We start from the raw sequence: 1,901 nt of genomic DNA, 5'->3' as shown, positions 1-1,901 counted from the left end.
CAGTTGTCTGGGGTGGGGCACTTATGCGCTGGCCCCGCTGTCCTTCAAGGAAGCGACCTATTCCGGCGTGTTCATCCTGCCGCCGTTGCTGTCTGGCGAGGGGCGCAAGCATCATCGCGAGATTCTCGATCAGGCGCGGCGATTGATCGAATCTGGACGGCTGCTACCCGTTCTGGACGAGCGGCGCTTCACACTCGACAACCTGTGCGATGCTTACCGCACCATCAGGGCAGGCGCGGCAAGGGGCAAGCTGGTGGTGGACATCGCGACCTGAACCCGCTAGCGGGCGCCCCGGTGAGAATTCGCTTCCGATTGGCGCCCGCAACGCATCTGAAGACACGTTGCAAATGGCGTCATCATTCATTCAACGAGCGGCGCTGCAAGAAGCGTCTGGACACCCGCACCGAATTTGGTCGGTTCGAATTCGATGATCTGATAGCTCGCGACCTGTTCACGATAGAAGGGATCCCCGGTGAGCACGTCGTCGAGTTCCTTTCGACTCGCGGCTTTGGCAAGAATGACGCCGCCCGTTCGTGGTATCTGCGGACCGGATGCCAGAAAACGGCCCGTTGCATAGTGGTGGTCGAGAAAACGCCGATGCGCTTCGAGGTGAACCTCAATGGCAGAAAGAGGTTGTATGTACTGCAGGAGAACAATGAACATGAGCGCCCCAACGAAATTTCGAAGACACGTAATTGAATCCGGCCTGCGTGAGCCCGCGACTCCGCCGCCGAACGGCGATCCAGGAAACGAAGTCGCAGTGCACGCGCTCACTCGGGAAAGTCGGTGCTCAGGCTAAGCGATTCCCAACCGTCGATTTCCTTCGTCAACGTTGCGATCTTCTCGCGCACGAATTTCACCGCGTCGGTACCGAGCAGAAGATGTACGGGCGGATGCTCCGATTCCACGACCTTGATCATCGCGAGGGCGGCTCGCGCGGGGTCGCCCGGCTGCTTTCCCGAGCGCGCGGCGCGGGATGCCGAGATCGGTTCGAGGAGCGACGCATAGTCGGAGATCGTGCGGCTTGCGCGCGTCATCGAACGTCCTGCCCAATCGGTGCGGAATGCACCGGGCTCGATGGCCGTGACCTTGATGCCGAATTGCCTGACCTCGGAGGCGAGTGCCTCGTTGATGCCTTCCAGTGCGAACTTGCTGGCGTTGTAGACGCCCACGCCCGGAAACGTCATCAGGCCGCCCATCGAGGTCACATTCAGAATATGGCCTGCGCGACGGCTGCGCATGAACGGAAGTACCGCTTGCAACACGCTGACCGCGCCGAACAGGTTTACATCGAATTGGGCGCGCATGGCCTCCGGCGTGGCTTCTTCGACGCTTCCTTCGTATCCATACCCGGCATTGTTGACGAGGACGTCGATGGCGCCGACTTCTTCTTCGATTCGCGCGACCACGCGACGCACCGCCTCGTGGTCGCGGACGTCGAGGAGGTAGCCGAACGACTTGCCGGGCGACAAGGCATCGAATTGCGTACGCTGACCCTCATTGCGCAACGTGCCGACGACACGCTCGCCGCGAGACACGAGCGTCTCGGCCAAAGTGCGACCGAAACCCGAGCTGACGCCAGTGATGAACCACGTTTTCATTATTGAACTCTCCTTGATCCCAATGGACGATTGCAGGATGGCGACGCCGCCTGGCGGCCATGTGCGTCACAGTATCGGCCGCATGCCGTTACAAAAAAAAGAGGCATAATGCAAATGGTCCATGCAATGAATTTGCATAATGAACGGTTCCGATCTTTCTCACTTGTCCTTGTTTGTGCTCGTCGCCCAGGAGCAGAGTTTCACCGCCGCTGCGCAAGCGCTGGGCATGTCCAATTCCGCGGCCAGCTACGTCATCCGCCAGCTGGAAAAGCAGGTCGGCACAAAGCTCTTCAATCGGAC

4 protein-coding genes are annotated in these 1,901 nt (G+C 59.9%); 2 read left to right on the top strand and 2 right to left on the bottom strand.

Annotated elements, in window-relative coordinates; all coding sequences use genetic code 11:
• Nucleotides 1-274, top strand: a 274-nt coding sequence (locus tag ACZ9H4_RS37030) for a zinc-binding dehydrogenase (RefSeq protein ID WP_476123233.1), incomplete at its 5' end; no start/stop codon positions are given.
• 86 nt (nucleotides 275-360) lie between these two features.
• Here ACZ9H4_RS37030 and ACZ9H4_RS37025 read toward each other — a convergent pair.
• A complete protein-coding gene (locus tag ACZ9H4_RS37025; protein ID WP_408158189.1) occupies nucleotides 361-663 on the bottom strand; it encodes a YciI family protein in 303 nt (100 codons plus the stop codon).
• Between the two features lie 107 nt (nucleotides 664-770).
• Nucleotides 771-1,601, bottom strand: a complete 831-nt coding sequence (locus ACZ9H4_RS37020; RefSeq protein WP_408147329.1) for an oxidoreductase — start codon at nucleotides 1,599-1,601, stop codon at nucleotides 771-773.
• Between the two features lie 139 nt (nucleotides 1,602-1,740).
• Between ACZ9H4_RS37020 and ACZ9H4_RS37015 the strand changes: the two genes are divergently transcribed.
• Nucleotides 1,741-1,901: LysR family transcriptional regulator (locus ACZ9H4_RS37015; protein ID WP_476123235.1), on the top strand; the 161-nt coding region annotated here is incomplete at its 3' end.

This window comes from Paraburkholderia sp. TE9906, from assembly GCF_056279605.1.
This window is presented reverse-complemented; position numbering and strand designations above follow the sequence as displayed.

What these genes read in the sequence shown, in the direction of transcription:
- ACZ9H4_RS37025 (WP_408158189.1), bottom strand. Translation starts at nt 663, where the DNA reads ATGTTCATTGTTCTCCTGCAGTACATACAACCTCTTTCTGCCATTGAG.
- ACZ9H4_RS37020 (WP_408147329.1), bottom strand. Translation starts at nt 1,601, where the DNA reads ATGAAAACGTGGTTCATCACTGGCGTCAGCTCGGGTTTCGGTCGCACT.